We start from the raw sequence: 22151 nt of genomic DNA, 5'->3' as shown, positions 1-22151 counted from the left end.
GGGATGAGACAAAAACAACTCAAATGAGACAGAAAAACTGTCTCAACGGATTGACTGTTTTGGGTTTACCTAAAAAATACACAGTGGTATGTTCAATGACAGAAGACATTCAACAGGCTGATGTTTTCTCTACAAAGCGGTGTTTACACGAAAAATCTCTTCAGGCCTGGATGACCAACAAAAGGACTCGTAATGGCGCAAAGGCATTTGCAGGATTTTCTCAGCACACTTGAGTTACCTCAGGACGATGCAGCACTACGCTGGGTCGCCGAACAAAACCACAGAACGATGGCGAAGTTTGCCCGAAGCGGGCGTTTTCAGGAGATACAGCAAACCATCCTGCAGTCGTTAAATGATCAAGCGAACATTCCCTGGGGCAAGCATTATCACGATACCGTTTATAACTTCTGGCAGGATGATAATCATCCTCGTGGCATCTGGCGCCGCACCCACGAAACATCGTATCTGACAGCAGAGCCTGAATGGGAAACTGTGCTGGATATAGCTCGCCTTAATGAAGAGGAAGGTGCTAACTGGAGCTACCAGGGCGCAGACCTGCTTTATCCTGATTTCACGCGTGCACTGGTTTTTTTATCGGGTGGCGGCGATGCCTGCGAAATTCGCGAGTTCGACCTGATCGAAAAAAACTTTATCAGCGACGGTTTTTTGCTGCCAGAAAGCAAAAGTTCAGTCGCCTGGCTTGACGAAAATCACCTGTTGCTGGCACTTGATGCGGGTGGCGAGACACTCACGACATCAGGTTATCCACGTTGTGTCAGCCGCTGGCAGCGAGGTACTTTACCGCAAGATGCTGCCCTGATTTACGCCGGGGAAACGACCAATATGATGGTTTCCGCCTGGCATGACCCTACTCCGGGGTTTGAAAAAACACTGGTGCATTGCAGCCGGGATTTTTATCACACCCGTACATACCAGCTTACCGGGCAGGGAAAGCTGGAGTCCATAGATATTCCGGAAAATGCCTCTTGCGGTTTTTTTAATGCATGGCTGCTTGTCACGCTCACCACAGCCTGGCGAATAGCGGATAAAACCTATCCGCCCGGTGCTTTGCTGGCCACTGATTTTGCCTCTTTTCAACAGGGTCAGCGCAACTTCACCATCCTGTTCACGCCGGATGAGCATACTAGGCTACAGGGGCACAGTTCGACCCGCGATTATCTCATCCTCAACCTGACCCGGGATGTGGTCGGGAGTGTTGAAATTTTAAAAGCAGAGAGTGGGCTGTGGAATCGCGTTCAGACGCTGACATTACCGGACTTCACTGCGATTTCGGCTTCAGGCATGGATACAGAGAGCAATCGCTATCAGCTGGTGAGTCACGGTTTTCTGCAGTCCTATTGCCTGAGTTATGGCGATCTGGATGACAACACTCTCAGTGTGGTGAAGCAGGACCCGGCATGTTTTGATAAGAGCGATTTTGAAGTGACCCGGTATTTTGCACGGTCACTGGATGGTACGCGTATCCCTTATTTTCAGATCGCCACCAAAGGGCTGGAACTCACGGGTAAGCATCCCACCCTGCTGTATGGCTACGGGGGGTTCGAGGTCTCTTTAACCCCCGAATATCTGGGGGCGAAAGGATCCACATGGCTGCAAAAAGGGGGCGTCTATGTCGTGGCAAATATTCGTGGTGGCGGCGAATATGGTCCGGAGTGGCACCAGGCCGCGCTGCAACAACACCGACACCGCGCTTATGAAGATTTCGCGGCTGTGGCTAGGGATCTGGCGATCCGCAGGGTGACCTGTGCTGCCAGACTGGCGGCACAGGGAGGAAGCAATGGCGGTCTGCTTATTGGCAACATGCTGACAGACTATCCCGAGCTGTTCGGAGCACTGTTATGCGAAGTCCCGCTTCTGGATATGACCAACTACCATCGCTGGCTTGCCGGTGCCTCATGGATTGCTGAATATGGAGATCCGGACATTGCTGAGGAGCTGCAATGGCTGCGAAGCTATTCACCCTTCGATAAAGTATCTTCCGATAACAGCTATCCGCCTGTACTGTTTACCACAGGAACGCAGGATGATCGCGTCAGTCCTGCACATGCACGCAAAATGGTGGCCCGTATGCAGCAGCAGGGCCATAACAATGTCTGGCTGTATGAAGAAACCGACGCAGGCCACGGTAGCGCACCAGAGAATAGCCAGGTAGCGTTTTATCATGCTATGACCGAAGAGTTTCTGTGGCAAATGCTGACAAATCAATAGCAAAGGAAACCTGAACTTGCTGCTCGAGGGAAATTATGCTGATCGGGAAACCTATTGTCCCGGAATCCGGGGCAAAGTGATTACCAGTCAAAGGTCGGCAGACCGTCCAGTTCATCTCCCACGGCAGAAAAATGGATCATGCTGATATTGCCTTGCTTCATTCCCTGCAAGATAAGCCAGCGGGCAGCACCTGACAGCCCTTCTCGTTTCAGTTTCAGCACAGGAAATCTGACGGCATCAAGGCGGATCATAAATCCGACGCCTGTATCGTGGATCCATTCCTGAGTTTCAGTAGCGCGGGATAAATCACCCAGCAAATGGCTATCGATAAGCATCATATGCGCGATGCTGCATTCCAGAACCGGGCGCATTGCCATACTTCCAAGTGTCCGCGTTTTTCCCCAGCTAAGCGCCGCAACGATATCATTCCAGGACCATTCATCATCATCCGGCACTGGCAGGGTAAGCAGACGGAACGGAACACCCAACGTTCCGGCCAGGCGCTCCCCGATACCACTCACGGAATCATCTTTCATCGAAAAATCGGCACATGCCAGGCATTCGCCATGGAGATAAATAGCCTCATCACCATTATCAAGTTGAATCGCGGTAACACCATAAGGGGCATGTTCTGTATATTTTTTCATTGCCTACTCCGTCGCATCAGGCGTTCGTTTCCGGGTGTCAGCGGCTCGATGCCGGTGACTCCCCAACGCCTTCACGTGTGGCGCTATGGTTTCCTCTGCAACGGTGTCACGCTGTACGCGACGGTGCTTTCTTACCTCCGCGCTTTCGCGCTGCTTTACAAAATAGTCCTGACATGCAAGGATAAAGTGGTCTTTCATGATGTAACTCCATCTAAGACTTGAAGTATCCGGCCTGCTTGAACAGACCGGGATGATTAAACAGAGCGCCCGCTCTGCTTTTTTATTGCCGCTTATGCGGCAATTCCTTCCGCGTCGATAAACGCCCTGATCTTCCCGATGATTTCCTCATGCGTGAGCGTCACTTCGTTACGCATCGTGAAAAAGCGCGTGCGGTACTGGGCGAAAATGTCCGTGATGTTGCCGCTGTACATTTCACTCAGCTTGAATGTCTGGCTCTCAGGAGTGCCCTGCCAGTCCAGCGGCGGCAGAACTTCCAGCATGCCGGTGAATTTTTCTTCGCTGATTTCAGTTACTGGCAGGTAGTTGGCCGCTGCAAAACTTGCTTTCGCCTCCTCCACGGTCACCAGTTCCCAGCGATCGCCATTGGCGTTCAGCTCTTCCAGCGTCTTCGACGCGGCACAGGCGGTGGTACGCCAGGCGCCGTCCACAAAGTGCGCTCTGCGCCAGCCGTTAAATGCACTTGATTTGCTCCAGAACGCCATTGCAGTCATCGCGAATTTCCTCATCTGTTGTGCCCTTCGGCTTCTTTCTGGTGTCCCCTTTTTCCGTTTCCGGAAGGCGGGGAGCACGTTGCTGTGACACATGACCGCCCTGTTCCATCGGGGACGAAAACAAGGGGGATGACAAAGCCGCAGCGCAAACGACTGACCAGCGGGAGGGAGTGCGAACGGGTGCAGGCATCAGGCTTCAGCCGACCCTGGTTTTGGGACCGCAACAGGGCAGTGTCAGTCACAGCAAAAGTGAACACCGCTGACAACGGGGGCAAAGTGGGCGCCGAAGAAGCCGGTTCACCGGCTTTCCTTAGCGGCCGCCACCGGCGGCCAGTGAAAGTGGCGCTGCCGGCACGGCAGCTGCTCACGCCGCCCTTCAGGCATCGCTTGCTATCCCAACGGGACGGAGACAGGTTTCCTGGCTCCGCGAAGCGTGGTGGCCGCCCCGGACACCCCGCGTAGAGCAGGCGACGACCCGGCAAGACGGGGAGCCGAAGGGGCCAATAAGGCCTTCAATTTTTTTGAATTTTTCGGTTTTAAACTTCATTCTTTGCTTAAAATGAATGTTAAAATAAGTGCAGTTTTTGCACTTTTTTGAGAGTTGAAAATGACCGGATATGAACTCAGATTATGGCGAAAAAGCCTGGGCTGGAGCCGTGACAGAGCCGCTGAGGAGCTGGGCGTCAGCCTGCGGACATACAAAGATTATGAAAACGCGGACCTGGTCAGGCGCGCCGTCGAGCTGGCCACCATCACGCTGTCGCTTAAAGATCTGATGCCTGTACTGAAACACCGTAAAACCGCGAAAGACCGGGCAATGACCATGCTTCAGAACATGCTGCCTTAATGCAGCTGCCGGAGCTCACAGGCGGGGTTCTGAATATCCCGCGCTCGATGCGCGGGGTATTCAGCAGGGCCGCGGGATCAACGGCCGCACTCATCGCCATGGTGCATAGCAGCCACCGCCAGCACACCATTAAAATCGATGTCCAGACTGTCACACAGATGCATTAAATCTGTCAGCAGGTCCACCATGATGGTATCAACCGGGTCACCGCTGCGGGTCTGGCCCGTTCTGTTGGCAAAATAGCAAAGGATTTCGGCGGCCAGTGCTGATCGTTCAGCATTATCCGGCTCTGTTCCCTGTGCCTGATCGGTCTCAACAATCAGTGCGACCAGCTCAGGGATAGATGCGGTTACTGCCACCTGTTCAGTATTCATTACGTATCCCGGCGATCATCGCGTTCAGATGCATTTCCTGCTGCTGCGTGGACATTTCGCCATTCATCAGCACATGCGCAAACCAGTTATTTTCCTTCAGCAGAACATAGCTGTTTGCCTCCCCCTGGGCGCGGACATGCAATACACTTTCTGGCTGTCCAGCGTTCGCCAGCTTCAGCGCAGCCTCCACGCAGGGCAGCAGCATTTCAGAGTTCGTCCCGGTCTCCGGGTCGTCAAAACATAAATCAGATTCACAATCGATATTGTCCTGAAGCCACAGCGCCAGCTTTTCCAGCCCTTCCACCATCGTTAACGTTTGGGTCATAACATGCTCCTTTTCTGGCCCGGTCAGGATGACCGGGCCTTGTGGTTGTTCAGTCGATTGCGCGGAAAATCTGGCTGCGCTCCGGATGCTCAATAATGCTCACGTAGTCTTTCAGGGCGTCCTGACGATCAACCAGGTTCTGGCAGGTCTGCGCGTACTCCGGTCCCATTTCGGAGACTTTCCAGCTCAGCTGATTCAGTACAAACAGCGTGGCAATGATTCCGGCGGCATCGGCGGAGACCTCTTCATCAAAGTAATTTCCCGGAATACTCAGCTGGTAGGTTCCCTCTGGTGGGGTCATATACCCGGTCGGGCGGGTAGTGATAATGTCTGCATATGGGCCAACATGACCGCTAATCCCGCGCGGCACTTCCCAGAACTGCCACATTCCCCCCTCGTAGTTACTGTGTCGGTCCAGAAACGTCTGCACCATCTGCTCACCCAAAGCGGTGGCAAACAGGCGCGGCACGAACACCATGCGCTGGCGTGGGTGAGTGATTTCAATACGTGTTACCTGCTCAGGCTGGGAAATGGTCGCTGCGGTCGTGGTCATCATGGTCTCCTTCGGCTTCTTTCTGGTGTCTCCCTTTTTCCGTTTCCGGAAGGCGGGGAGCACGTTGCTGTGACACATGACCGCCCTGTTCCAACGGGGACGAAAACAAGGGGGATGACAAAGCCGCAGCGCAAGCGACTGACCAGCGGGAGGGAGTGCGAACGGGTGCAGGCATCAGGCTTCAGCCGACCCTCGTTTTGGGACCGGAACAGGGCAGTGTCAGTCACAGCAAAAGTGAACACCGCTGACAACGGGGGCAAAGTGGGCGCCGAAGAAGCCGGTTCACCGGCTTTCCTTAGCGGCCGCCACCGGCGGCCAGTGAAAGCGGCGCTGCCGGTACTGCAGCTGCAAGCGCAGGGCCGCAGTTTTGCGGCTGGCAGAAAAGTAAAAGGGACTGCCCGATTGCTCAGACAGCCCCTTCAAAAAGGCGCTTCAGGTCTTACCAGACCGCATCATTTTCCCTGAAAAGCGGGGGTCTCCCCCCGCTCCAGGTTGCTACTTACCGGATTCGTAAGCCATGAAAGCCGCCACCTCCCTGCTTCCGTCCCGATAGCGGATTTCGCAAAGCGATTTCCGGGTCAGGAATGTGAATATCAGCAGTGTGAGACACACTATTAATACGCACCAGATCAGAGCGTTTCGCGGTAGTTTCATAGCATACTCTCCTTGCCTTTCGGCAGGTAAGCGGCTAATCTGATGGTGTCTAGTCATACAGATTGAGCCTCGGGTTAATTGAAAAATTACTCGGGGCTTTTCTCTTTCTGCCACACAACATCCAAACCACTGAAACGTCATGAGGCAAAAAGCCTCAAGCGCCACGGTCATTATACCGCCACCTGTACCATTCTGACCAGGAATAACCGTTAAAAATCGCGGTAATTCAGCGGCCTGCATATCCCAGCTTGTTCGGTACATACAGCCGTTCCTGCATTCTGACCACCTCGGGTGTATCCCGGACAATCGCTGCCAGATTCAGCACCAGGGTGAACGGTAAAGCATTGCCATAACTCAGCCATTCCAGCTCAGCAAGCGACGGGAACCGTGGCTGCCAGCGCCAGAACATCGCCAGCCAGTCACTCTGTTTCAGATCCGGGTGTCGCTTATTCCACTGGCTGAACGTATCCGGACTCTGGAAGTTAAGATCAAGGGCGGCCAGCTGCACGATGCGGTGATACTGGATAGCCCCCTGCTCTTCACGCCGTTCCTGCTGCCTGCGGGTTTTCACTGTCCATTTATGTCCGCTCAGTCGGGCGCGCTGGCGGTCCCGCTCCCGGCGCTGAAACTCAACCTCAGGAAACAACCAGTAGCGGCTCGAGCTGCATAATGGAAGCGGGCAGCACTCTGGAAAGCATGCGTCAGGCAATTTGTCAGCACGCCGCGCGCGCGGCGGAAAAGTTGCGTCTGGAGGGCCAATACTGCCGGCATGTTTCGGCCTTTATTAAAACCTCTCCATTTTCTCCTGGCAAACCCTATTACGGGAACGTGGCGGGAGAAAAGCTGACGGTGGCCACGCAGGATACGCGGGACATTATTGTGGTGGCCATGAAATGCCTGGAGCACATCTGGCGCCCCGGCCACCGCTATGCCAAAGCCGGAGTCATGTTGGGTGATTTCAGCCCATCAGCTACGGCACAACTGTCGCTGTTTGACGATCGCCCTCCCCGCCCGGCCAGCGCACAGCTGATGAGCGTGCTGGATAAGGTGAATAACTCCGGACTGGGGAAACTGTGGTTTGCGGGTCAGGGGGTGAACCCTGAATGGCAGATGAAGCGGGAGATGCTGTCACCTGCCTGGACGACTCGCTGGTCTGATATTCCTGTCGCATATGTTATTTGATTTAGTAATCAACACCTTAAACCCGCACACAAGATAATAAGATAACATCTTACTATCTTAATAACACGTTATTTTTCAACTTGTAGCACAGTAAAATTATCTTGTTAAGATAACATCTTAACACTATAATATCATAACAGCTTGTTATCTTACGAGGATGTTATGATAATTGTTCTTGGCAGTCAGAAAGGCGGCGTAGGCAAAAGCACTTTAGCTGTTTCCATTGCGTCATGCCTCAAAGCAAAGGGTAAGTCTGTACTTATAGTGGACGCAGATGATCAGAAATCCGTATTAACCTGGTACAACAACAGGCCGGAATCGCTCCCTCACATCCCTGTCACTGGAGCTACAGGCAATATCAAAGCAATGCTGAAAGAGCATGTTAAGTCTTACGAGTATGTAATTGCTGATTGCGCTGGCCGTGACAGTGCCGAAATGCGAAGCGGGTTAATGTCTGCTGACATATTTATTTCACCGCTCAGGCCTTCACAGATGGATTTGGATGTGGTTCCACACACCTGCGAAGTTTTCTCCGCCGCAAAGGATTTCAACGAGAATGTCAGAGGCTATCTTGTGCTAAACATGGCACCGACGAACATGTTTGTTAATGAGGCACATCAGGCAGCAGAGGTTCTTGCAGATTATCCCCAGATGCAATTAGCTCAGTCTCGCATTTGTGACCGTAAAGCTCACAGAGATGCCTGGGCTGAATCCATGACAATTTTTGAGACTCAGAATGAAAAAGCCCAAGAAGAAATTTCTGCACTTGTTGAGGAAATAATTTGATGAGAAATAGAGCAAATACTCCCCCCAAAGACGAAAATGCATTCATAAACGGCGGCTCGGCCGGGCTGGGTTTGGTTCAAGATAAGTCCATTTCAGATACACCTAAAGGCAAAGCTAAACCTGTGAGTATTTCTTTCGCTACAACACATCTGGACTCCATTGATAATTGTATTCGGGATGAGATGAATAAGTATGGGCACAGGGTGAATCGTTCTGATGTTGTAAGAGCAGCAATCATGGCTTTCGAGAAGCTTAATCAAGCGGAGCGTTCGGAAATGATCCAATCTGCTAAATTACAATAAGATACTATCTTGTTATCTTGTTATCTTGTTATCTTGTTATCAAGGCAAGATAACAATGTAGTTACTCCCCCGACTATTTTATTTCAGGTTTAACAAGATCCCGTACATCTGCCTTTCCAGTGATTTGTCTGTTTCTTCCGGCCACCTAGGAGGATCGGTCTGCAACTCTCCAAGCGTCTTCATGCCCCTGTGCTGACGTGATTTCCGCTCGATATAATCCTCATCCTGATAGCCCATAGTTTCTATGATGAAAGTACGGTTCTCGCCATCAGTCGTGGTGGCCTCAAGCACAAAATCTGGCAGCACCCAGCCCTCTTCGCCGTCGACCGTGACGGCGTAATCAAACAGGGGCTTCTTAAGATGAATATGGCGGACCTGTGCATCCTTTTTCTTCGACAGCCACTCAGCACACCTTGCCAGCGACTCCAGCGTCTTCCGTTCCAGCCCGCTGTCGACCGGCACCGGACAGCTGCGGGAGTGAAGCGCATGGGCGTAGCCATCACTGCAGACGATGCTGCCGTCTGCCGAACGCCTGAATTCCAGGATTACCCAGTACGGCGGCCGGAGCCCGCCCTGAGACTCGCCGTTGATCCGGAGCCCCTTTTCAGGCGTGAAGAACACCTCTTCGTTCCCGAACCTGAACGAGGCCTTCTCCCGCGACACTTCCCCGGAGATGAAAATCTGGTAAAAATGGCGTGCCCGCCCGGCTGGCCAGGGCAATGCGGGATTTTCCAGCTGCCGCATCAGGCGCTGCTGCTCATCCTGGTTCATCAGCGGCCGGAAACGGATGATTTCAGAAAGCTGGCGGCCCCGCACAAATTCATTATTACGGGTGACGGCAGCAAGCCTGTCTATGGCCTCACGTGCAGGGGATGAAGGGAAGGGAGCCAGCCTTTCAATGACGTTCAGCCCGGCATCTTCGATGATAGTGAGCAGGACACGTGCCAGGCGCGGGCGGCGTTTTCTGCGCATGCGGTCATCGACTTGATCCTGACGAGGCCCGGCGATCCGCAGTCGGGCCCCGCTTTCATCGGGTGGCAGAAAGCTCCGGTAACTCACGGGCTGGCTGCCGGCCGTTTTGCGTGTTCCTGAGCGGGTGGTGTTCTCATCTTCCTTCAGTTCCCTGAACATCGGACAGTCGGCATCGTGAGGCGTGCTGAACGACTGCAGATAGAGCCTCCCGGTATCAGACCGCAGGTTGGCGCTGTTCATTGGCGGCGCATCCCCCGCCACACAGCTGCAGGCCAGCCATGCATCCGATCTGCGCATTTCGGTCAGCACGTCTTCCGCCACGGCTTTCGCTTCCGGACAGCCTCCCTCCCGGCGCCCGCAGACTTTTTTGACGGCTGATTCTTCAGCTTCGCTCAGGCTCCGGATGAGGCGTCCCCTTGGGACTTTTTTTCTCACAAGTCTCATGGCCATTTGGTCACTCCTTTGGTCCTTGACGTAGTCAGATAGTTAATGCCGGGATTTGCCGTATCACGCGAAGCGGGGCAGGGCGGTTAAAATTACTGTCGCCATCCCCCGGCCTCATCCCAGCTGCGACCGGTGGCATCATCAGTCAGCGACATGTCATCCACCACGCAGTTACGAATTTCAGCGGTCGTGTAAATCTCGTCAAAAAGTTCTTCAATCTGCTCTTTGAGATCGGCGTCATCTTTGTAGCTGAACGTCAGCCGGTATTCGTTATCGCCCAGTGCGGTGCCGTCAAAGTCAGACTCAATGAGCCATTCGATATCCTCTCTGACCTTTTTTTTGCCCCGGGTGAATTTACTGCCGTTCTGCACGGGAACCCACAGGGTGGTGGTGACGGAAAAAGGCAACGTATTCTCAGGCACGTCAGGAGAAGAGGGGAGGGCAGTAGCTAATCTGGCAAGCCTGACGGCCCGGCTGATTGTGCCGCGACTGCATCTGAGGGTCTTCTGAACCTGACTCCAGGAGCTGCCGCTGGCAATGAGGCGATTAATGGCATCGTGCCGGTGCTGGTTAATGCTTCTCCCTCTGTATTTTCCCTCCGCCCTGGCCTTCTCGATACCCTGCTTCTGACGCTCCCGCCTCTGTTCATAGTCCCGGCGGGCCACGGCGGCCAGCATGTCCAGGAGCATGTCATTGATGGCGCCAAACATCCGGTTGTCAAAATCTGCCAGCGACGGCGAGAGATGCAGCCAGGTTGTGGGCACATTAACGGCCACAATCCTGACGTCCTTTCTGCCAATCATTTTCTTCAGGGCATTCCAGTCATCGCCGGCCAGGCGGGAAAGGCGATCGACATCCTCAACCAGCAGTACGTCACCTCGCCGGGAGTCCCTGAGCAGGCGAAACAGCTCAGGACGGTCGAGCCTGGCACCGGATTCATTTTCCGCGTAATAGTTACATATGGTTATTTTATGCTCACCGGCAAACCTGTCGAGCATGTCGCGGGCACGCTGGGCATCCTGTTCACTGGTGGAGGCCCTAAGGTAGGCCCGAACAAACATGGTCATGGTACTGTTTAGGTCTTTTAACGGAACCGGTTCGGTTAGAGTGGGTTAGCATGGTCTATACAGTACCTCAAAGGGCTGGTTCGGTACAGGGATACTTAAACAGAACTGCCAAACGGGGATATATGCTATTACACTTAATTGATTTATAGTGATAAAGTATGATTAGAAACAAATAAACCAGTATAAGCCGGAATGAATAATGAAGAACGATACGCAGGCAGTAACCCGGGTGCTGACAGCTCATGTGCCATTACCTATAGCTGATAAGGTTGATCAAATTGCAGACAGACTAATCAAAACTAGGAGATCTTTCTTCTTGAAGTAAGCCCTTACTGAAACAGGTAAATCAATTTATGAAGGCTGCCTCTCCTTTCCCCGGCAATCAGCAGGGTCTGACTAAAGTGGAGCTGTAATATGCGAAGCTATTTAGTAGCGTTTTTTAATAGTTAATTGATGCTATTTCCATATAGTTAGACAGCTGCGTTGAATAATAGCTCCCTCTGAGGGAGCTCAGCCCGGATTGTGTGATATGAGTAATAGCCAAATATCCTAAACCACTAACCGGACTGAACGATGCCGATCTCAGCGGCGTAGCCAGAACGCTCTGTTGCGCCCGTTCATCCACCGGACACTGGATAAATGGGGTTACGTTATCGGGTGTCGAAGGCCTGAAATCGTTGCCTGCCGGACGTTCCCGGCGCTGGCCCTTCGGGCATATATGTGTACTGCTACGTGAACTGATAAAGCATTCTCCTGCTGATTTTGGTTATCAGCGTTCACGCTGGAGTACGGAGCTGTTAGCTATAAAAATTAAAGATATCACCGGGTGTCGGTTACATGCCGAAGCTGTTCGTCGCGGGTTACCATCACCCGGACTTATGTGGCGCAGGGATGCCCCGACCCTACGAATCCGTGACCCGCATAGAGATAAAAAAATGGCGGCTATCCATAAAAAACTGGATAAATGCAGTCCAGAAAATGGTGTGTTTTATGAAGATAATATCCATCTCAACCCAAAAATCGGTGCAGTCTGGCAGACATGCGGACAACAAAAACGCGTGGTAACGCCGGGTCAGAATGAAAAATATTATCTGCCTGGCACATTGTACAGTAGAGCGGGAAAAGTGAGCTTTGTTGGTGGTAACTATTTAATAGGTTGATTATAAGGAGTAATGGTATGCCATATGAGTTGAGAGTTTTAAATGCTAAGAATAACGAATGGATAAAAAGACTTGACCAAAAACAGTCTTCCTTGCAAGAAAAGAAAAAATTAAATACATTAATAATTAATCAAGGCGCTAATTCTACAAATTCTGATAAAAAAAATTTTGCTAAAACGATTCTAAGCGTTTTAGCACTAATGAATAATATCACTCCATCGAATGCTTCTCTTGCTGCACCTCAAACCTATAGAGACAGGGAGTATTATAATAATAGCGATGGCAAAAAAAATTTATATAGTGCTGAAGGTGAGGTTTTTCAATCGTATAAAAATCCAACGCAAGTAAAAGATAAAAATCAATTTATATCATCATCTATCACTGATCAGATAATTAATAAAATTGAATCCATAAAATCAAAAGACATTTATTCTGGAGAAAGTCACGCACGTCTGCGTAGGCATGTATTACCTAGTATTACAACTACAACTGAACCAACACCGAAGGATGATTCTGTTGTAGCGGAAAAAATTGATTTATCATGTATTGATCGACGGAATAACCTATCTATTGCTGATATGTTCAGGCAGATAGGCAATACTTTAAAAAATCCAGTAAGTGAGCTAGCAAAAGAATCTCAGGTAATCCATTACTATAATAAATTTAATCGATGTCCTTCTGAAAAAGAATTAAATAGAATTATAAAAGTTACTACTATTGTAGATGGAGTGATATCTACCATTACATCACTAATGCCCGAAAGTGCTCCCCTATTAATTGTCCAAAGAGTAGGGGGGCCATTATTCAAAATGATAGCTGACCAAATTGATAATAAAGACCTTGATATGAATAATTTTGAAGAATTAAATGAGTCGGCTATTAACTTAGGAAAGATGATGGTAGATAAAGTATTAAAGAGTACCCATCTAACCGATGACACAGAGTTAGATATTCCTAAAGGAATAATTTTAGAGAAGAATAAGATCTTTGTTGATATTCATCACGTGAAGAGAGAGGTTAAATATATTGATAATAAAGCTATGGCAAATTATGATGGTAAATATAGAGAGATAGCATATAATCGAGAAAGTAATAAATGGTATAAGGTAATAAAAAGCAAACCAGTTAGCGCCATTTTACCTGGAAAGGAAACTCCAGAATCAGTTTTTTTTATAGGTATTAAAAATGGACTACCAACTTACAAACGAGTAAATTCTGACACTGGGCGTGCTTACGGGAAAGGATACACTTTTTTTGAATCAAACGGACAATGGAGAGTAAACCATAAAAGTAATAAAATTTCTGGGGTAAATAATTTTGAATTAATAAAATCTCAACCTTTAAATAGTAAAGATATTACACTTCACAGATCTGGTCTTTTTACTACACTCGATTCTGGTGGTAAAAAAACAGGTGATTTAATATTGATGCATAATAGAAAGGGATATCCAGTTACTGAGCTAAGCCAAGATAAGTATTACATGATGCAAGAAGGCGATAATGTTTTAATTTTAGAAAATGAAATTAAAAATGATAAATTCAACGTTATTAAGAATGATTTAGTTGATAATATAGAAGAGGAAGACTATTTTGATAATTCATGGTGCCTACCAAAAATTGGTAGAAAAATACTTGTTAATCCGGGAATTTCATGCAGCGATACGCCACAATTACTTAGTGATAGCATAAATTACAGAATTAATGCTCAATTTAGTAAAGACGATATTGTCCGGGATTTTAACGTTCAATATAAAGGATTGAATGGTATGGATACCGAGAGCCGGATGGCTGTAAAAGAGAGAATTGATGATACAATATTTTTTGAACAGCAGAAGATAGTTTTATATCAAGACCCTATAGATGCAACAAATTATGAAAGAATTTTTTCTAATAGTGAAATAGAGATTTCCGAAAACGATAGGTTTTTTTCTGATGACTCTGACCGTAATATTCCTTATACTCCGCTACTCACAAAAAACGAAAAACTTGCCGTAAGACGCTGGACTGCTATTGATGATAATCTGAATGAAGCTTTTAGCGATGGTATGCCTGAAACATATGCTATGGATATAGAATCAAAAAACTATGATTTAAATAAAAAATTAGCTCATGGAGAAAATTTGGGTATTGATGATAGAAATATGGTAAGACTTTTAGACTCGGCATTAAATAAAATTCCTTCACAAAAAGGTGAGTATATCAGAGTTTCTGAATATGATAATCTTGTTACACCTTGGGATAATGAAATAAAGCCTGGAGACATTGTAACTAATTATCCTTGTTTTATGAGCGTATCATCCGACCAGGGCTATCTCAGTCAATCAAATGGGCTTAGCGAAAATACTAAAGTCAGTGTCTATTTAAGGTTTGAAAAAACCGAATCAGCGAAACCCTTATTGAAAGGCGTTGCAAGTCTAACTAATGAAAATGAAAGCCTTTTTAAAAGAAATTCGGCCTTTAAAGTTAAACAAATAGCAATTTCCAATGAAGTGACAGCAGGCAATCGTGACGGATTAATAAACAAAAGAATCGTTGTTACACTTGATGAATCAAACCTCCCTGAATCAAGAGAAGCTAAGAATATACACACCGGTAATATGATAACCGTTCCCTTGTTAAATTGAGTGGGTGTTAGAAATTCCGTGTCATTCCAGTAATATAGAATTAAAAAGGGATGACACATGTCCCAACCCTTTTGTTTCGACAAAGCACGGCTTTGTTGAATAAATCGGTAGTAGAACAGGCCGGAAAAATGTTTTTTGCCACACGTAAACGTGAAGTTGAAAATTATCTTTGCCCGGACCTAATAAAAGATGAGACAGGGGTTCAGATTGTTTTCACTGATACATGTAACGCTAAAAAAATAATAGGAAAGGCAACCAGCACGAAACCTAACGACGTACTGGGCAAGTTCTGGCCCTTAATGACTGCCGAAAAAATCATAAAATGCTCTACTTATAGAGATGGCAATAGTGACAAAATTGAGCTTATAGAAATTCTTGAAGGCATTGTTTCATTAAGTGATCGATCGTGACCTACGTTGCATAGCGGAGTGTGTTAAGCTTCTGTGCAACGTCATTGTGCTCAAAAAAACGAGCTTAACGTACAATAATTTTCGATATCCAAACTGCCCCCTAATGCAAACGATAACTTTGTCATGGCAATATTTGATGATATATCTCGAGTTATAAGCTTTTTAAGCTAAAATGAGTCAAGGCCGAGTAAGTGCCCATTACTTATTATATCGGCCTGTATGTTTTCATTTGGTCAATGGCCTGGAGAATACAATATGTTATGGATTGAGCAGGGATTGTATGTCCGCATCCAGGAGCTGGATAATGGCCCGAGGCCGTTGCCCTTACAGAGCGGGTTCAGTCCTGATTACGCCTACCGAGTACTTGGATGCTTTAATCCCTCAGAAACCTCAGATGCTTATTACATCCTTGCTAATGACCGCAATGAGATATGGTTCATCTGTAACCGGCATGTTCGGGTGGTAAGACTTGATAATAAGCGAAAGGATTTCAGGTATAGAATCACAACATAAGTGCAACCGACTAAAAAGAGTACGGTGTTTTATTTCGTCGACAGAGATCAACTGACATCGAGAAGTTAACATTCATTTTAATTTTGGGACCACTAGTCATTGATTTAGGATTTTAAATCACGCCTACCCCTTTATGTGGTTTTTTTTACTTCTCCATTTTTAAGAATGAACGTCAATTTCCCACGCCAGAACTCGGCGATAAAAACATCATCACTGGCGACAGAAGCCTTTCTCATCTCCTCCTCAAGCCAATGAACATCCTTCTCTATTGCGTCGAGTTCATAGTCTCTTGCTTTACCCTCTTTCATGATAATAACAGAAGGCATCTCCGAGCCCTCACAGATCGCCGTTATCTGACCGCTCGGTTCGATCTGCGCATAGACAATTTCCTGAAAAGAATGAATACCCTGAGCACGAAGTTGTGATGATACGGTTAAAATATCTATCTTATTCTTTTTGTTGAATATGTCTTCGACAAGGAATTTTCCCTTCTTGATTATAGGAATGGGCTGACCTATCGTTATTCTACGAAATAAATGCATATGTTTGCTTATTGTATTCAGTAGAGAAATCAGACATACCCCAATGAGGAGTACGAATATATATTGATAAAGAGGTATGGAGTCACTATAGATGACGCCTCCGATTATTCCACCCAGCACAAAATTTCCGATGAAATCTACCGGGGTCATCTGAGACAACTGCGTTTTTCCTGAAATATTGAGGTGAGTGATAACGATCACAAAACCTAAAATAAACTTTACTAGCACCAGAACATAGTATTCCATCATGCTTGCCTATCAACTTATTTCTACTTGGTAAGGCTCAGATCCATGAGCCCATGATTATTGCCATCAGGCCGGAATTTGACCAGCGATCATCTCTCGTGACCAGACTCTGTGTAACTTCATCGCTTCGATAAAATCAGCTGCCAGTTCTAATGCGGCATTTCCTGTTATCATTCCCTCATCCGCTGCAGGTAATGGTATTGCATCGTAAATACGTTGCGCCTCTCCTTGTAAACCGATGACCTTGAGATGCTTGAACGCCTGAAGCAGATAATATTTTGCATTGCCATCCTTTAAGAGCGTGTCGATACTTTGTTTTCCATCAGGCACAATGACTGCATCGACCAGCACTGAAGGGTTACCTTCAATGGTTCCATTGATATTCAGCTCAGTGCCCTGTAATGTTCTTAACTTCCCAATGTGAGGTGAGAAAATCATTGTGTGTATACTTTTATCGTGGAGTGATTTCATTATAATCGCCAGTGACTTTTCGCATACACCATCTGCAGCAAGAATAGCTACTCGTCGTGATTTCAATACCTGACTATGCCCATCATATATACTCAATGAACGATCCTTAGATATTCCATTGACAGGGCCGGGTAGTGGATGCCTTAGCTGCTCATGACTAAGTTCAATTCCAAGATTCTCCGCGACAGCTTGGGCTAAATTATGATCTATATAAGTTAGCTGATCAACCACACGTTCACGGATCCATGGGCGCACTACACCTGCCGGAGGAGTCTCTCTTGGCCAATTGTTGTTTATGGAGTTAGGTTCATAGTTAGCTGCCCCTGAAATACTAATACGATGCATACCATCACGTTGATGATTATGGAAAGGACACACCGGCCTATTGATAGGAATTTCGTGAAAGTTCGCTCCCCCTAGGCGGCTTATTTGGGTATCAATGTAAGAGAAGAGTCGCCCTTGAAGTAGTGGGTCATCAGAGAAATCTATACCAGAAACAATATTGCCAGGGCAGAAAGCGACCTGCTCTGTTTCATTAAAGTAACTATCAGGATTGCGATTCAATACCATTTTTCCAACGAGATGAACGGGGACTAAGGATTCAGGGATCAGCTTAGTTGGATCAAGTATGTCGAAATCAAAATTATCCGCATCTTCCTCTGGAATTATTTGCAATCCAAGCTCGTACTCCGGATAGTCGCCAGCTTCAATTGACTCCCACAACTCACGACGATGAAAATCTGGATCGCGACCTGCCAACAGCTGGGCTTCATCCCATAACAGGGAAGCGACTCCGTAAACGGGTTTCCAATGAAAACGGACAAAATGGCATCGGCCTTCCGCATTAATAAGTTTATAGGTATGAATGCCAAATCCTTCCATCATACTATAACTGCGAGGAATGCCGCGATCGGACATTGCCCACATGACGTTATGCAGCGTTTCAGGCTGAAGTGATATGTAATCCCAGAAAGTATCATGCGCGCTTTGACCTTGTGGTATTTCATTATGAGGCTCTGGCTTCACTGCATGTACAAAGTCCGGAAACTTTATAGCGTCCTGAATAAAGAATATGGGAGTATTATTACCCACGAGATCAAAATTACCTTCTTTAGTATAAAATTTTGTTGCCCAGCCTCTTATATCTCTGACCGTATCTGCGGATCCTCGGTAAGCGTCACATCCAGACCGTATTGACGCTTATGCAGATGTGAGATCGGTTTTCCACGGCAGCAGGTCGCGCAGCCGGTTCACAGGCCAGTCCTGGATATGTCCCAGGACATAGCGCAGCCACGCCTCCGGCTCCACGCCGTTCAGCCGGCAGGTCCCGATAAGTGAGTACAGGACGGCTGCATGCTCCCCACCCGCGTCTGAACCGGCGAACAGCCAGTTTTTCCTGCCCAGGGCAACGCCACGCAGCGCGTTCTCAGCGATATTGTTGTCGATTTCCGCCCAGCCATTGCTGCAGTACAGGTTCAGCGCGTCCCACTGCTTAAGCAGGTACGCGAACGCCTTCGCCGTATCTGAGTGGCGCGACAGTACCTTCATCTGCCCCTGTATCCAGTCATACAGCGACTGCATCAGGGGGACCGTCTGCTCTTTTCGTACCGCCAGGCGCTCTTCTGCCGGACTGCCGCGTATCTCCGCCTCGATGGCATACAGTTTTCCGATACGCTTCAGCGCCTCTGTTGTTATATCCGTTGGCGTTCTGACGTGAACGTCGTGGATTTTTCGCCGCGCATGCGCCATGCAGGCCGCTTCCGTGATGCGGCCCTCTTCGTACAGCGCGTTGTAGCCACCGTACGCATCCGCCTGCAGGATACCGCCGTACCCGGCAAGGTGCTGTTGTGGATACACGCCTTTCCGGTCCGGCGAGTACGCGAACCACACCGCCGGCGGGAGACGCGACCCCGCGTTACGGTCATCCCGTACGTAGACCCACAGCCGGGCCGTGCGGGTTTTGCCGCTGCCCGGCTCCTGCACCGGAACAGGTATATCGTCGGTGTGCACCTTACCCGGCATCAGCACGTACTGGCGCAGCAGGTCGTACAGCGGCTCCAGCAGTTCGCTGACCGCACCGGACCAGCGCCCCAGCGTGGCACGACTCAGTTCAACTCCCTGGCGACGGTATATTTCCGACTGGCGGTAGTGCGGCGTGTGCTCGGCGAACTTCGCCGTGACGATGCGCGCCAGCAGGCCGGGCCCAGCATAGCTGCGCTCTATGGGTTTGGAGGGCATACCGGCCTGAACGATGTGGTCACAGCTGCAGCAGGCCAGTTTTGGCCGCTGTGTTTCGATAACTTTAAAGGCACTGCTGATAAGCTCCAGCTGCTCCGACACGTCGCAGCCCAGCGCGCTGAGCTCGCCGCCGCATGCCGGACAGGCTGTTTCTGCTGGCTGCAGTATGCGGGTTTCGCGGGGAAGCGAGGCTGGCAGCGGCTTGCGGGCAGAAGACTGGCGTAACGGCTGCGGGAGTACCGGGTCATGCTGCTCGCCCAGCACCTCCGCCATCTCCTCCTGCAGGGCGCTGATGCGCTCCTCTGCTTCGCGCACCTGGCGCTGCGTTTTCTCACGCAGCTTTTCGGAGCTTTTGCCGAACTGCATGCGCTGCAGCTTAGCAACCAGCGCCTTCAGGCGGTTTATTTCGCTGGCGTACGCCGCCACCCGCTGTGAGAGCAGGCGGTTATACTCCGCCATTTTGCGGAGGGTGGTCTGCTGCTCCAGCAGCAGTGCCCTGAGCCGGGCGTTTTCATCAGGGAATGAGGTCTCCATAACCCCACTTTACAGCAGGTTATATGCGTATTCCAGGGCGTTCCGTCCGCTGCGGATGTTTCCAGTTAATGCCTTCCAGCAGCATCGACAGCTGCGCCGGCGTCAGGTGGACTTTACCGTCACGGGTCACCGGCCAGACGAAGCGCCCCCGTTCCAGCCGTTTGGTGAACAGGCACAGGCCGTCCCGGTCCGCCCACAGCACCTTTATCATGTCGCCGCGACGCCCCCGAAAGATAAACAGATGCCCGCTGAACGGGTCATCCCGTAGAGTATTCTGCACCCTGGAGGCAAGGCCATTGAAGCCGTTGCGCATGTCCGTCACGCCGGCAACCAGCCAGATTCGTGAGCCTGCGGGGAGTGATATCACCGGCATTCTCCCTGCATTTCCCGGATAAGCATCTGCAGCAGCTCTGGCGTCAGCTTTCCACTGATACGCAGCGTCCCGGCGGGCAGAACCAGTTCGCAGCAGGGAGAATCTTCCGCAGAGGGTGTCAGCGTGCTCACCGGCCTTTCGGTAGCGGTCAGCGTCACGGGGAGCAGTGCTGGCGTGCTGGCCGGAGTTCCCGACAGCTCCTGCTGATAGCGACGCCGCCAGTTGAACAGGAGATTGTCGTTAATGTTATTTTCACGGGCCAGCTGTGCCACGCTGACGCCGGGCTGCATCGACTGCGCCACCAGTGCGATTTTGAAGTCGCGGGGGAAGTTGGGACGTCGTGGTCGTTTGGGGGCGACAGTGATTTCACAGGGCGCAGGGTCTACGGGAAGACCGGATGATTTTCGGGAGTTCTGCCGGTAAAGGCGTTTATCCAGGTTTTTTGCGTTGAGCCGTGGCGGCAAAGGCCAGGACAGACCGGCCTTCCTGAAGCGAACAAAGAGATCGCAGGCCGTGGTTTTGGGGATGCCGAACCGGCGTCCGGCCTCAATACGCGGCAGTTTTTCTTCAAAGTGGAGGCGAAGTACCTCGAGAAGCCATGTCCGGTGTTTCACGCGATAGTGTCCATTAAAAATGATGGACACTATTTTCCCGTAACCGGAGCCTGCTGCACAGACGGTCTAAATGTGACGCTTACTGACAACTGAATCTGTACTGGCCCTTAATTACACGGCAGAAGCCATTGAACACATCAGTTTTATGGAGAGAGGCCTACGCAACAACGCGCCCTATACATCTTATGTAATGCGGCAGGTGGTGGATATGCTGCATAACAGCATCAAATTTATCCTCCCCAACTGTTGTGAGATCATTGAACCTGAGGAATATCGACAGGCTCACTTCGATCTCGCCAGACTTCCTTATCCGGTTGTCACCTTTGAGATCCCCTGGGTAAAAAAAGAAAAAGTACCTGAAGCAGAAGGCTTTCCGGAACAGCCATCAACCAAACGAATTGCACTGTGCTGGGAAAGCAAAGCAGGTTTCGAGCCAGTGCCAGGATGCAATGACGTCCTCAACCTGTATCCTGAGGGTGGAGTATTCATACTTCCCATCTCGTGGTCCGACACAAGTGCCCGCTGGATTATGGGAAGTGGCGGCGTTTTTTATCCTTATGAAAACGAGATAATAAAAACTGATTTTGACAGAGTTCTCCCTGCATCCAGGATTGCCATGAGTGCTTTACGTGATGCAGGTTTAATCAAAGGCAATGCAGCACAGTTCCGGGCAGAGCCGTTCATTACATGTCCCGACTTTACAGACGAAATGATCAGTCAGGCGGGTAGCCGTGAAAAGTTGTTTGCACAGATTATTATGGATACCCGGGGCGAGTTACAGGCCTTTATACAGGCCTGTTGCGTGCTTAACTGTGAAAATGTCCGGACAGTTTCAATAAGCCACAAACCAGATAAAAAATTCATCAACGGCCGGCGGGTAAAGCAGGCCGGTAAGAAGCCGCTTTCTGCCTATACGTACAAGATACTGCAGCTCTCTGACGAAAAAACTGCCTCTGCAGGAACCGATACTGGTCTGAAAGGTGGTTCCCGGCGCATGCATCTTCGACGGGGCCATATACGGCGACGGAATGAAAAGCTCCACTGGGTTCGCCCTACAATGGTGAATGCGAATAGCACCCATGGTGTGGTTGATAAAGATTATTCAATAAAGGTGAAAGGCTGACTCGATTGATCCGTAGTTGATTATGAAAGGGATCTATCAGCCCTTGATATGGGTCTGAACCTCAGTCTGACTAAATCCCCCGTCAGTCCAGAATAGTGCTTTGAAAAAACGATTTATAGGGAACGAAGCCCGCTTATGCGGGCTTTTTCGTTACAGACGCACAGGGAGCACATGGTCTGTCGGCAGAATT

The 22151-nt window shown here is 49.4% G+C and carries 20 protein-coding genes and 6 pseudogenes; 11 read left to right on the top strand and 15 right to left on the bottom strand.

What is annotated here, in order from left to right:
* Positions 1 to 192 precede the first annotated feature (192 nt).
* The gene (locus GC087_RS25565) at positions 193 to 2229 is read left to right on the top strand and encodes a prolyl oligopeptidase family serine peptidase (protein WP_324030875.1); all 2037 of its coding nucleotides are present in this window, start codon (positions 193 to 195) and stop codon (positions 2227 to 2229) included.
* An 80-nt stretch (positions 2230 to 2309) separates the two neighbouring features.
* Here GC087_RS25565 and GC087_RS25560 read toward each other — a convergent pair whose 3' ends face one another.
* The gene (locus GC087_RS25560; RefSeq protein WP_324030874.1) at positions 2310 to 2876 is read right to left on the bottom strand and encodes a DUF5983 family protein; all 567 of its coding nucleotides are present in this window, start codon (positions 2874 to 2876) and stop codon (positions 2310 to 2312) included.
* A gap of 290 nt (positions 2877 to 3166) precedes the next feature.
* Positions 3167 to 3607 (bottom strand): hypothetical protein, encoded by a 441-nt coding sequence (locus tag GC087_RS25555; RefSeq protein ID WP_324030873.1) that lies wholly within the window; start codon positions 3605 to 3607, stop codon positions 3167 to 3169.
* Positions 3608 to 4214: 607 nt separating this feature from the next.
* Here GC087_RS25555 and GC087_RS25550 point away from each other — a divergent pair.
* Positions 4215 to 4454, top strand: a complete 240-nt coding sequence (locus GC087_RS25550; RefSeq protein WP_324030872.1) for a helix-turn-helix domain-containing protein — start codon at positions 4215 to 4217, stop codon at positions 4452 to 4454.
* Positions 4455 to 4531: 77 nt separating this feature from the next.
* Here the strand turns inward: GC087_RS25550 and GC087_RS25545 are convergent, their stop codons facing one another.
* The 6 genes and pseudogenes from GC087_RS25545 to GC087_RS25520 form a co-directional block, all read right to left on the bottom strand.
* The gene (locus GC087_RS25545) at positions 4532 to 4828 is read right to left on the bottom strand and encodes a hypothetical protein (RefSeq protein WP_324030871.1); all 297 of its coding nucleotides are present in this window, start codon (positions 4826 to 4828) and stop codon (positions 4532 to 4534) included.
* A complete protein-coding gene (locus GC087_RS25540; RefSeq protein WP_324030889.1) occupies positions 4818 to 5153 on the bottom strand; it encodes a hypothetical protein in 336 nt (111 codons plus the stop codon). Before GC087_RS25540 ends, GC087_RS25545 begins: the two co-directional genes overlap by 11 nt.
* Before the next feature lie 49 nt (positions 5154 to 5202).
* A complete protein-coding gene (locus GC087_RS25535) occupies positions 5203 to 5709 on the bottom strand; it encodes an antirestriction protein (RefSeq protein ID WP_324030870.1) in 507 nt (168 codons plus the stop codon).
* Positions 5710 to 6205: 496 nt separating this feature from the next.
* Complete coding sequence (locus GC087_RS25530; protein WP_324030886.1) at positions 6206 to 6316, bottom strand: DUF5431 family protein; 111 nt, start codon at positions 6314 to 6316, stop codon at positions 6206 to 6208.
* Positions 6265 to 6417 (bottom strand): annotated as a pseudogene (locus GC087_RS25525) (Hok/Gef family protein); the annotation flags it as partial. The gene GC087_RS25530 and the pseudogene GC087_RS25525, both read right to left, overlap by 52 nt.
* Positions 6418 to 6586: 169 nt before the next feature.
* Positions 6587 to 7006, bottom strand: a complete 420-nt coding sequence (locus GC087_RS25520; protein WP_324030869.1) for a plasmid SOS inhibition protein A — start codon at positions 7004 to 7006, stop codon at positions 6587 to 6589.
* 44 nt (positions 7007 to 7050) lie between these two features.
* On the opposite strand from GC087_RS25520, the pseudogene GC087_RS25515 reads away from it, so the two are divergent.
* The 3 genes and pseudogenes from GC087_RS25515 to GC087_RS25505 form a co-directional block, all read left to right on the top strand.
* Positions 7051 to 7542: pseudogene (locus GC087_RS25515) on the top strand (DUF4113 domain-containing protein); the annotation flags it as partial.
* Positions 7543 to 7704: 162 nt separating this feature from the next.
* Positions 7705 to 8328 carry a ParA family plasmid-partitioning AAA ATPase gene (locus GC087_RS25510; RefSeq protein WP_324030868.1) on the top strand — a complete coding sequence of 208 codons (624 nt, stop codon included), beginning with the start codon at positions 7705 to 7707 and terminating at the stop codon, positions 8326 to 8328.
* Entirely contained in the window at positions 8328 to 8630 is a 303-nt protein-coding gene (locus tag GC087_RS25505; protein ID WP_324030867.1) for a hypothetical protein, read from the top strand. The genes GC087_RS25510 and GC087_RS25505 overlap by 1 nt, the downstream gene beginning before the upstream one ends.
* A 78-nt stretch (positions 8631 to 8708) precedes the next feature.
* Here the strand turns inward: GC087_RS25505 and GC087_RS25500 are convergent, their stop codons facing one another.
* Together GC087_RS25500 and GC087_RS25495 are read right to left on the bottom strand one after the other, a co-directional pair.
* Positions 8709 to 10052, bottom strand: coding sequence for a DUF8534 domain-containing protein (locus GC087_RS25500; RefSeq protein WP_324030866.1), 1344 nt, complete (start codon positions 10050 to 10052; stop codon positions 8709 to 8711).
* A gap of 86 nt (positions 10053 to 10138) precedes the next feature.
* On the bottom strand, positions 10139 to 11113 hold the full coding sequence (locus GC087_RS25495) for a recombinase family protein (protein WP_324030865.1): 975 nt from the start codon (positions 11111 to 11113) through the stop codon (positions 10139 to 10141).
* Between the two features lie 199 nt (positions 11114 to 11312).
* Here GC087_RS25495 and GC087_RS25945 point away from each other — a divergent pair.
* From GC087_RS25945 to GC087_RS25470, 5 genes and pseudogenes are all read left to right on the top strand, one after another.
* Positions 11313 to 11417: pseudogene (locus GC087_RS25945) on the top strand (CopG family transcriptional regulator); the annotation flags it as partial.
* A 277-nt stretch (positions 11418 to 11694) separates the two neighbouring features.
* A pseudogene (locus GC087_RS25485) lies at positions 11695 to 12258 on the top strand (IS630 family transposase); the annotation flags it as partial.
* 32 nt (positions 12259 to 12290) lie between these two features.
* A complete protein-coding gene (locus GC087_RS25480; protein ID WP_324030864.1) occupies positions 12291 to 14897 on the top strand; it encodes a hypothetical protein in 2607 nt (868 codons plus the stop codon).
* 101 nt (positions 14898 to 14998) lie between these two features.
* A pseudogene (locus tag GC087_RS25475) lies at positions 14999 to 15307 on the top strand (OLD family endonuclease); the annotation flags it as partial.
* Positions 15308 to 15562: 255 nt separating this feature from the next.
* Positions 15563 to 15820 (top strand): hypothetical protein, encoded by a 258-nt coding sequence (locus GC087_RS25470; protein ID WP_099707597.1) that lies wholly within the window; start codon positions 15563 to 15565, stop codon positions 15818 to 15820.
* Positions 15821 to 15951: 131 nt separating this feature from the next.
* Here the strand turns inward: GC087_RS25470 and GC087_RS25465 are convergent, their stop codons facing one another.
* From GC087_RS25465 to tnpA, 5 genes and pseudogenes are all read right to left on the bottom strand, one after another.
* Positions 15952 to 16608: a DUF421 domain-containing protein gene (locus GC087_RS25465; protein ID WP_092879758.1), complete on the bottom strand. Its 657-nt coding sequence runs from the start codon at positions 16606 to 16608 to the stop codon at positions 15952 to 15954.
* A 66-nt stretch (positions 16609 to 16674) separates the two neighbouring features.
* A pseudogene (locus GC087_RS25460) lies at positions 16675 to 18246 on the bottom strand (catalase); the annotation flags it as partial.
* A gap of 33 nt (positions 18247 to 18279) precedes the next feature.
* Positions 18280 to 19851, bottom strand: coding sequence for an IS66 family transposase (gene tnpC / locus GC087_RS25455; protein WP_324030863.1), 1572 nt, complete (start codon positions 19849 to 19851; stop codon positions 18280 to 18282).
* 19 nt (positions 19852 to 19870) lie between these two features.
* Positions 19871 to 20218: an IS66 family insertion sequence element accessory protein TnpB gene (tnpB, locus tag GC087_RS25450; protein ID WP_043143335.1), complete on the bottom strand. Its 348-nt coding sequence runs from the start codon at positions 20216 to 20218 to the stop codon at positions 19871 to 19873.
* Positions 20215 to 20868 (bottom strand): IS66-like element accessory protein TnpA, encoded by a 654-nt coding sequence (gene tnpA, locus GC087_RS25445; RefSeq protein WP_324030862.1) that lies wholly within the window; start codon positions 20866 to 20868, stop codon positions 20215 to 20217. The genes tnpB and tnpA overlap by 4 nt, the downstream gene beginning before the upstream one ends.
* 178 nt (positions 20869 to 21046) lie before the next feature.
* On the opposite strand from tnpA, the gene GC087_RS25440 reads away from it, so the two are divergent.
* Complete coding sequence (locus GC087_RS25440) at positions 21047 to 21961, top strand: AcrVA2 family anti-CRISPR protein (RefSeq protein WP_324030861.1); 915 nt, start codon at positions 21047 to 21049, stop codon at positions 21959 to 21961.
* Positions 21962 to 22151 lie beyond the last annotated feature (190 nt).

Source organism: Pantoea sp. JZ2, from assembly GCF_035191405.1.
Lineage (GTDB): Bacteria > Pseudomonadota > Gammaproteobacteria > Enterobacterales > Enterobacteriaceae > Pantoea > Pantoea stewartii.
Note: the sequence above shows the minus strand (reverse complement) of the source record. Positions and strands in the feature narration are given on the sequence as shown.

Bases quoted from the DNA above. Each gene is read 5' to 3' on its own strand.
- GC087_RS25470 (WP_099707597.1), top strand. From the start codon at position 15,563: ATGTTATGGATTGAGCAGGGATTGTATGTCCGCATCCAGGAGCTGGAT.
- GC087_RS25555 (WP_324030873.1), bottom strand. From the start codon at position 3,607: ATGACTGCAATGGCGTTCTGGAGCAAATCAAGTGCATTTAACGGCTGG.
- GC087_RS25545 (WP_324030871.1), bottom strand. From the start codon at position 4,828: ATGAATACTGAACAGGTGGCAGTAACCGCATCTATCCCTGAGCTGGTC.
- GC087_RS25500 (WP_324030866.1), bottom strand. From the start codon at position 10,052: ATGGCCATGAGACTTGTGAGAAAAAAAGTCCCAAGGGGACGCCTCATC.
- GC087_RS25540 (WP_324030889.1), bottom strand. From the start codon at position 5,153: ATGACCCAAACGTTAACGATGGTGGAAGGGCTGGAAAAGCTGGCGCTG.
- GC087_RS25505 (WP_324030867.1), top strand. From the start codon at position 8,328: ATGAGAAATAGAGCAAATACTCCCCCCAAAGACGAAAATGCATTCATA.
- GC087_RS25550 (WP_324030872.1), top strand. From the start codon at position 4,215: ATGACCGGATATGAACTCAGATTATGGCGAAAAAGCCTGGGCTGGAGC.
- tnpC (WP_324030863.1), bottom strand. From the start codon at position 19,851: ATGGAGACCTCATTCCCTGATGAAAACGCCCGGCTCAGGGCACTGCTG.
- GC087_RS25560 (WP_324030874.1), bottom strand. From the start codon at position 2,876: ATGAAAAAATATACAGAACATGCCCCTTATGGTGTTACCGCGATTCAA.
- GC087_RS25465 (WP_092879758.1), bottom strand. From the start codon at position 16,608: ATGGAATACTATGTTCTGGTGCTAGTAAAGTTTATTTTAGGTTTTGTG.
- GC087_RS25565 (WP_324030875.1), top strand. From the start codon at position 193: ATGGCGCAAAGGCATTTGCAGGATTTTCTCAGCACACTTGAGTTACCT.
- GC087_RS25495 (WP_324030865.1), bottom strand. From the start codon at position 11,113: ATGACCATGTTTGTTCGGGCCTACCTTAGGGCCTCCACCAGTGAACAG.
- GC087_RS25440 (WP_324030861.1), top strand. From the start codon at position 21,047: ATGCTGCATAACAGCATCAAATTTATCCTCCCCAACTGTTGTGAGATC.
- GC087_RS25535 (WP_324030870.1), bottom strand. From the start codon at position 5,709: ATGATGACCACGACCGCAGCGACCATTTCCCAGCCTGAGCAGGTAACA.
- GC087_RS25510 (WP_324030868.1), top strand. From the start codon at position 7,705: ATGATAATTGTTCTTGGCAGTCAGAAAGGCGGCGTAGGCAAAAGCACT.
- GC087_RS25480 (WP_324030864.1), top strand. From the start codon at position 12,291: ATGCCATATGAGTTGAGAGTTTTAAATGCTAAGAATAACGAATGGATA.